The organism is Bacillus sp. JJ783, assembly GCF_036963225.1.
Classification (GTDB): domain Bacteria; phylum Bacillota; class Bacilli; order Bacillales; family Bacillaceae_G; genus Bacillus_A; species Bacillus_A cereus_U.
The window spans coordinates 2,587-10,214 of the sequence record NZ_JBALMG010000201.1; the positions used below are offsets into that span (position 1 = coordinate 2,587).

Consider the following 7,628-nt stretch of genomic DNA (forward strand, 5'->3'; position numbering starts at 1 on the left):
CATGAAATCGAAAGGGCAGCACGTAAATTTGGAGAAAGTAATGTAATTGGTAGAATGCAGGAAAGTTTAAATATTGATGTTGCTAATATCGTAAAAGATTCTACAATGAATTTTACAAAATCATTATCATCAGTAACAGGAAATGTAACTGGATTTTTAAGTACACTTACTGAAGTTGTTTTAACATTTGTAATGGTTCCATTTATATTGTTCTATCTTTTAAAAGATGGTGAGCAATTACCAAATCATTTTTTAAAGTTTATATCTGAGCAAAGACAACCAGCTGCGAAGAGAATACTAGATGATATGCATTATGCGATTAGTTCGTATATTAGAGGACAGATTATCGTTAGTTTATTTATCGGTATTATGCTATTCATTGGTTATCTTATAATCGGCATTAAATACGCGGTATTACTTGCTATTTTGGCGATGATTGTAAACGTCGTTCCATATGTAGGTCCTGTTATTGCGATAACGCCAGCGTTAATTATTGCTTTTATTGACTCACCAGCAATGATTTTAAAAGTAATTATTGTCATGATGGTTGTACAATTAGCAGAGGGGAAATTTATTTCACCACAAGTAATGGGGAAAAAGTTAGACATTCATCCAATTACTATCATTTTTATTATTTTAACTGCCGGAAATTTATTTGGAATTATGGGGGTTATTTTAGCAATTCCAGGATATGCGATATTAAAAGTGTTAGTTACGCATAGTTATAGATTTGTTAAGTTGAATACGTAAAAAAAGAGCTAAAACAGTTTTATCTGTTTTAACTCTTTTTTATTAATAATTGATTTGCATATTAGGAGTACCGAGCTGTGCCATGACTGATCCATCAATAAACATCATACGTAGGCTTTTAATTCAACAATAGGTAGATTGCTTTCCTTTAGTTTGTAATCAAATATTATATCGTCCATGCGAAAATTCGTATCAACTTCAAGAGAAATGAAAGTACCCCCGATTTCTACTTGATTTCCGTGTTCAGTCTCAAAAGTGAGCGCACCGTCAAATGTTTCTATATACTCATCGCAGGTGTATAAATATATAGCGATAGGTGTGAAATGTATAATAACCCTTAAAGTATCATAGTCAGTCTGAATACTGTTCTTAAACTTACCAATTTTTTTAGTAAACCAACCCATAACTTCACCCCGTTTTTGTATTGCAAATAAGTTCTATATATTGATTATACATTACGTGGAATAAATTGGTAATGGTTATTGCTAAAATTCTTAAGTCTCCACTGAGTGTTAAAAACAAGGGGTTAATTATGGTTAAAGGGTCAAAGAATGAAAATTCTTGTTATAAAACCAGAAAATTCAGGTTTATATTAAGCTCAAATGTGATAAACTGTAAAAAATAACTAAAAAGCAATGAAAGAGAAGAGTACATATTCAAAACTTTTCAGAGAGCTGATATTTGGTGGGAATCAGTAAGGGATGAATATGGAATGGGCTCTGGAGCTTCTAGCTGAAATGAGTAGGCGAAGACGGTTACTTCACGTTATAGAAGCTTGAAGTGAGCTATAATATAGCTAATTAAGGTGGTACCGCGGGAGTTTCTCGTCCTTTTTTAAGGATGAGGGGCTCTTTTTATTTTGAGAAAGGAGGAGTTGGGATGAGCGAGAAAATTATGTTAACAGGAATTAAACCAACAGGTTACCCGCATTTAGGCAATTATATTGGTGCGATTAAACCTGCGTTACAAATGTCAAAAAACAAAGAAGGAAAAGCGTTATATTTCATAGCAGACTATCATGCGTTAAATGCTGTGCATGATCCGGCGAAGTTCAGTAGTTATACGAAAGAGGTAGCAGCTACTTGGTTATCACTTGGACTTAGCGAAGATGTTATTTTTTATCGGCAAACAGAAATACCGGAGATTTTAGAATTAACGTGGATATTATCTTGCCTAACTCCGAAAGGTCTTATGAACCGTGCTCATGCATATAAGGCGAAGGTAGAGCAAAATAAAGAAGCGGGGTTAGAGATAGATGCTGGAGTTAATATGGGATTATATACGTACCCGATTTTAATGGCAGCTGACATTTTATTATTTCAAGCCACGCATGTACCTGTTGGAAAGGACCAAATTCAGCATATTGAAATTGCGCGTGATATTGCGACGTACTTTAATCATACATTTGGCATGACATTTACGCTTCCAGAGTATGTGATACAAGAAGAGGGAGCGATTTTACCTGGTCTTGATGGAAGAAAAATGAGTAAAAGTTACGGGAATGTTATCCCGCTTTTTGCAGAGAAAGAAAAACTCCGAAAGTTAATATTTAAAATAAAAACCGATTCGTCACTTCCGAATGAACCGAAAGAACTGGAAACGTTATTTATGATTTATAAAGAATTTGCGACAGAAGATGAAATTCAGTCGATGCGTGAAAAGTATGAGACCGGGATTGGTTGGGGGGATGTGAAAAAAGAGTTATTTCGCATTGTAGACCGTGAGTTAGCAGATTATCGCGAAAAATACGTTAAGTATATGAATGAGCCGCATTTACTATATGAGGCGTTAGAAAAAGGTGCTGAGAAGGCACGAGCTATTGCGAAGGTGAATTTAGCGGAAATAAAAAAACGGATTGGATTTGAGAGGGAACGTTAAGCGTTCCCTTGTTTTTGTTGGAAATCTGTAATAATCCTCTCAATAACTGGAGGAAGGTTGCTAGGTAACTCATCAAGCGGAAAGAAGCGTAATTCTTTCGATTCCGTTTGATCGCATACAAGTTCACCTTGAAATTCTCGGCAAATATAAACAACGAGTACACCATGTACTTGATCACCGTTTGGATAGATTTGATAGAAATCTGGTCCTGAGTATGTACGGAACAGTTCTACATTTTTTACGGTAAGTCCAGTTTCTTCAAATACTTCGCGTTTCACAGCGTCTTCCAGTGTTTCGTTATATTCTAATGCACCCCCAATAATCCCCCAGCGGTTAAAATCTGTACGGAGCTGCAGTAATATTTCATTATTTTCATTTAATATAATTGCGTGTGAACCTATTAAAATGAGTGGATGATTTCCTACTCGTTGTCTCATGTCTTCAATATAACCCATATTTTTTCTCCTTGTACTTAATAATAGTTGGGCAGTTCCTTTAACATTTTTTCCGTTTTATGTGCGGTAAAAGCTAAGTTGTGATCATTTTTTGTTCTAAAGAATAATGTACGTAAAAATGTTTTAATGTTGGCGCATAAAATGCAATATTCATTGAGAGAAAGGCGTTTTCTAATTTGAGGAAGTCGCTGTACTTTTTTATGAATAATTGAAATTAAATCTTCTTGTGCAAAGTCATGATATACCATCGATACTAACGGAGTGACAACTCTTTCATCTTCATTATTATGATAAATATCTGCCGAAGTGAAGATTTTATTTAATAAACAATGTATCATTTCTTCATAGCATTCAAAGGTAATATAGGAATTTTGGATAATTTCATTAAATGCATCAGAAACGTGTGCAATACAATGAGCCCAGCCTTTATCTTCAATATATCCACGGAAATCAGTCTCTAAATTTGTATATGTTATGAGATTTTGTTTTATTTCTGTAACATCCTCCTCAGTTAGAAAGTAGTGGGAGTTGGAAAATTGGAGGATTAAAGCAATTAATGAAACAGTATAAGAGCGTGTGAAAACCCCATCTGTATATGGGGAATTAATATCAAAATATAAGTATTCATCGCTTAAACAAGTATGTAAAAGTAATTTAAGTTGATCATCGAGTAGAAGCTCATATTGAATAAAGTGAGAAAAACAATTATAAATCAGCTGATAGCGAATGTAACTGTCAGTAGTTCCAATGTGCTGAAGCATGTTCGTTGTTAACTCATTTATATCTATATGTTGCATGTGCGAATAATCATTTTGTTGTATAAGCTCTAACTGTTGTTGCAGCGCTGTAATATCCAATGGAGAACCTCCTCCGCACTTTAAAGATGCGATCTTTTCTAGTATTCTATATATTCAAGGACAATCCTGCTCATGCAAGGAGACCAAACTTAAATTCAAGTATTACATAGATGAGGGAAGAGTATGACGATTATAAAACAATTAGAAAAACATTTTAAAATAAGAAGAAGTGCTTCTTCTATAATGATAAAAGAAAATAATGCAGAGGTTTTTACAGAAGAGCAAATTGAAGAAATGGTGCAATATTTTGTTACTGAGGCGAAAAAAGGTGGATTAGAAAATCTACAATTTGAGGTTTCTTCAAAAAGTCCCAATTATGATGTATATAAGAAATGCTTTGGAAAGTATTCATTTGAACATATTGCTGAAAATATAATAGTATTTAAAGATATATATGAAGTGGAAGATATAGAAAGTGATATTGATTTTAAGCTTATTGAAGAGATCGGAGAAGACGCTTTTTATTCTCTTTGGAATGAGCTGATGGAAGAAGAAATAGCGTATGATCAATTTGTAAATATGATGGAACAAGAAATTGGTGGGCAATGGAAAGAACATTGTTTAACAGCTGTTGCAAATGAAGAGCCGATAGGAATTGTAGTCCCGTATATTGAAAGAGGTACGTTAGAAGAAGGGAAACTTATGTATTTCGCAGTCGCTCCGAGTATGCGAAATAAAGGGTATGAATCTGACTTGTTTACAAAAACGATGTTTGTATTAAAGGAAATAGGAGCCACTTATTATATTGGTGAGGCAAATGTACAAGATGAGTGGATGAATGATGTTTTTGAAAAGAATGGATGTCAGCAGCTGAGTTGTAGTGAGCGATATGTGAAAAGGGTTTAGAAGGATGAATGACGTAGTCTCGCGAATTCATTTAGCGGGAATCCATGTACAAATTTTGAACGAGTAAAAGAACTTTTTGCATGTTTGTAAGATAAAAAGAAAAATCGAAACGACAAAGTAAGCTTTCCTATAATACAATAGAGAAGGATTATACTATACGAAGAAAGTGTTGGTGGAAGTATGAAGCAACAAATAAATTGGTTACAAGCAACTGTAGAACGAAATGAAGATAACACGTTACATATAGAGTGGGAAAATAATATAGAAGAAGTTAAAATTTATTGGGGTACTTCACCAGATCATATTGAAGAAAATGGTGAATTACTTGTGACGGTAAATGGAGAGTCATTTACTACAATTGCCAATCCGAGTGAAAATGAGCGTCCCTATTTTAGGTTAGTAGGAAGTAATGGACAAGCAGTTACAGTCGCGGAGCGTAGATTACCATTACAAGGTGCGTTTAACTTCCGTGATATGGGCGGATATGAAACGACTGAAGGCCGTAAAGTAAAATGGGGTAAATTGTATCGTTCTGAAGAATTAGCAGGATTAACAGAATGGGATATTGAGTATTTACAGAAGTCAGGCTTAAAATTAATTTGTGATTACCGTACAGATTTTGAAGTAAAGCATAAGCCGAACCCAGGCATTACAGGTGCTCGCCAAGTATGCTTACCAGTTATGCAAGACTTAGCGAAAGATTTAAATATAAATGAGTTTTTCCAAGTTGGTGATTTATCAGTATTAGGAAAACCTGGTGAATATCTTGTGAAAATGAATCAAGATTTTGTAAGTGGTAATGAGGCATTCGTGAGCTTCTTAAAGTTAGTACAAAATCCAGAAAACTTACCATTAGTAAACCACTGTACAGCTGGAAAAGACCGTACTGGATTTGGTTCCGCATTATTATTACTTCTATTAGGTGTATCAGAAGAAACGGTAATGCAAGACTATTTATTAAGTAACGGTTTCCGTGAGAAGTTAAACGAAAAAATGATGGCATTTTTAGGTGCAAAATTACAAAATGATGAAAGTAGAGCGATATTAGGTGCGATGTTTGAAGCTCGTGCTGAGTATTTACAAGCTGCGATTGATGAAATTAAAAAGCAGTATGGATCAGTTGAAGCATACGCTGAAAAAGCTCTTGGATTTACGAAAGAGTCGTTAGAGGAAATGAAAGAGTTATTGCTAGAAGGTAAATAATGAGAAGGGAGGCTGGTTTGGATTAGCCTCCTTTTCTTATTGTTGCTATAATTAAGCTATGAGAATATAGGAATTGAGGAGAACATCATGAAATACAAAGTTATACTATTCGACGTAGACGATACATTATTAGATTTCCCTGAAACGGAAAGAAACGCATTAAATAGCACGTTTGTACAATTTGGCATGCCTACAGGGTATAATGATTATCTTGCAAGTTATAAAGAGATTAGTAATGGATTATGGAGAGATTTAGAAAATAAAATGATTACGCTAAGTGAATTAGCGGTAGATCGATTTAGACAATTATTTGTTCTTCATAATATAGAAGTAGACGCGCAGCAATTTAGTGACGTATACCTTGAAAACTTAGGGAAAGAAGTACATCTTATAGAAGGTGCAGTGAAACTATGTGAGAATCTTCAAGATTGTAAGTTAGGTATTATTACGAATGGATACACTAAGGTGCAACAATCTAGAATTGGAAATTCGCCTTTATGTAACTTCTTTGATCATATCATTATTTCTGAAGAGGTAGGCCATCAAAAACCAGCACGTGAGATTTTTGATTATGCATTTGAAAAGCTTGGAATTACTGATAAATCAAGTGTACTAATGGTTGGAGATTCCTTAACTTCTGATATGAAAGGCGGAGAAGATTACGGTATTGATACGTGTTGGTATAACCCGAGTCTGAAAGAAAACAAGACAAGTGTTAAGCCGACCTATGAAGTGGAGAGTCTGCTTCGTATTATGGAAATTGTGGAAGGAAAAGTAGTTTCCTTCTCATAAGATTTTCCTATTGTCGATGGGTGTCGGTAAATCGATATATTGAAAAAATAGCTGATATAATTTGAGTTGTGGTCGATATATTGGGAGTATGTTGTTTTGAGGGAATTCGCAAAGAAAAAATAGCGCTACTATACTAATGTCATTCACGTGTTATAAGGTATTAATTAAATATGTGTATATAATACATAGTTTCTCAGAGTAATGCGATGTCAAGTATGAGCTGTGTAACAACTAGAGGTGAGTGAAGGATGTTAACGTTTTTATTTGAGTTAGACAAGGCTATTCCACAGAAGGATGAGCCACGGTATGTTGCTTATACAAATGGCTTTATCGAAGGGGATTTAACGATTTGTGTGGGTGATAGAGTACTTTTTCAAAAGTCATGCATGAAGGTCGCAGAGCTGGGCATTTATTTAGGACAGTGGATGGAACAAGTTCAACACGGGCAGAACATACATATGAATTATGAAACGATTGAAGATGATGAGTTAATTCTTTGTTTTTTCTATGAAGAGGACAATCAGTGGAGAGTTTCTTCCGGTTGGCAAGAATTTGAACTTCAGGAGCGTATATCTACTGCAACATTAGTAGAGAGCGTTCAACGCTATTTATATGAGCTAAATAAGGAACTGCGCGCGATAGAATATCCTGTGACGTTTGATCAGTACTTAAGAGGAGAGCGGATTATGCAGCTTTCTTACAAACGACTGTGTGATAGTAAGGCAGACACGATGCCGATAGAGGTTTACAATGGAAGCAAACAAGTAAGTGTAGTACGGGGCTATTATAAAAATACTTTGATGAAAGTGCTAGACTTCATTCCAAAAGTTGGTAGTAATATCAATTA

9 protein-coding genes and 1 other annotated feature are annotated in these 7,628 nt (G+C 34.7%); of the genes, 6 read left to right on the forward strand and 3 right to left on the reverse strand.

The window, feature by feature from the left end:
* Positions 1–750, forward strand: a 750-nt coding sequence (locus V7038_RS27980; protein ID WP_335695969.1) for an AI-2E family transporter, incomplete at its 5' end; no start/stop codon positions are given.
* Between the two features lie 104 nt (positions 751–854).
* Here the strand turns inward: V7038_RS27980 and V7038_RS27985 are convergent.
* Complete coding sequence (locus V7038_RS27985) at positions 855–1,154, reverse strand: hypothetical protein (RefSeq protein ID WP_070170433.1); 300 nt, start codon at positions 1,152–1,154, stop codon at positions 855–857.
* A gap of 222 nt (positions 1,155–1,376) precedes the next feature.
* Positions 1,377–1,585 (forward strand) — a binding site (T-box leader).
* Between the two features lie 44 nt (positions 1,586–1,629).
* Here V7038_RS27985 and V7038_RS27990 point away from each other — a divergent pair.
* The gene (locus tag V7038_RS27990; RefSeq protein ID WP_070139716.1) at positions 1,630–2,628 is read left to right on the forward strand and encodes a tryptophan--tRNA ligase; all 999 of its coding nucleotides are present in this window, start codon (positions 1,630–1,632) and stop codon (positions 2,626–2,628) included.
* On the opposite strand, the gene V7038_RS27995 is transcribed toward V7038_RS27990, so the two are convergent.
* Both V7038_RS27995 and V7038_RS28000 read right to left on the reverse strand, forming a co-directional pair.
* A complete protein-coding gene (locus V7038_RS27995) occupies positions 2,625–3,083 on the reverse strand; it encodes an NUDIX hydrolase (protein ID WP_002161079.1) in 459 nt (152 codons plus the stop codon). The genes V7038_RS27990 and V7038_RS27995 overlap by 4 nt on opposite strands.
* Positions 3,084–3,100: 17 nt before the next feature.
* The gene (locus V7038_RS28000) at positions 3,101–3,940 is read right to left on the reverse strand and encodes a DUF2785 domain-containing protein (RefSeq protein WP_002110905.1); all 840 of its coding nucleotides are present in this window, start codon (positions 3,938–3,940) and stop codon (positions 3,101–3,103) included.
* Between the two features lie 123 nt (positions 3,941–4,063).
* Here V7038_RS28000 and V7038_RS28005 point away from each other — a divergent pair, with 123 nt between their 5' ends.
* The 4 genes from V7038_RS28005 to V7038_RS28020 form a co-directional block, all read left to right on the forward strand.
* Positions 4,064–4,786 carry a GNAT family N-acetyltransferase gene (locus tag V7038_RS28005; RefSeq protein WP_002110904.1) on the forward strand — a complete coding sequence of 241 codons (723 nt, stop codon included), beginning with the start codon at positions 4,064–4,066 and terminating at the stop codon, positions 4,784–4,786.
* Positions 4,787–4,966: 180 nt separating this feature from the next.
* Positions 4,967–5,989: a tyrosine-protein phosphatase gene (locus V7038_RS28010; protein ID WP_070139714.1), complete on the forward strand. Its 1,023-nt coding sequence runs from the start codon at positions 4,967–4,969 to the stop codon at positions 5,987–5,989.
* 87 nt (positions 5,990–6,076) lie between these two features.
* Positions 6,077–6,781, forward strand: a complete 705-nt coding sequence (locus V7038_RS28015) for a YjjG family noncanonical pyrimidine nucleotidase (protein ID WP_002110902.1) — start codon at positions 6,077–6,079, stop codon at positions 6,779–6,781.
* 248 nt (positions 6,782–7,029) lie between these two features.
* Positions 7,030–7,628 (forward strand): DUF7878 domain-containing protein (locus V7038_RS28020; RefSeq protein ID WP_438825125.1); only part of this gene is annotated, 599 nt, incomplete at its 3' end.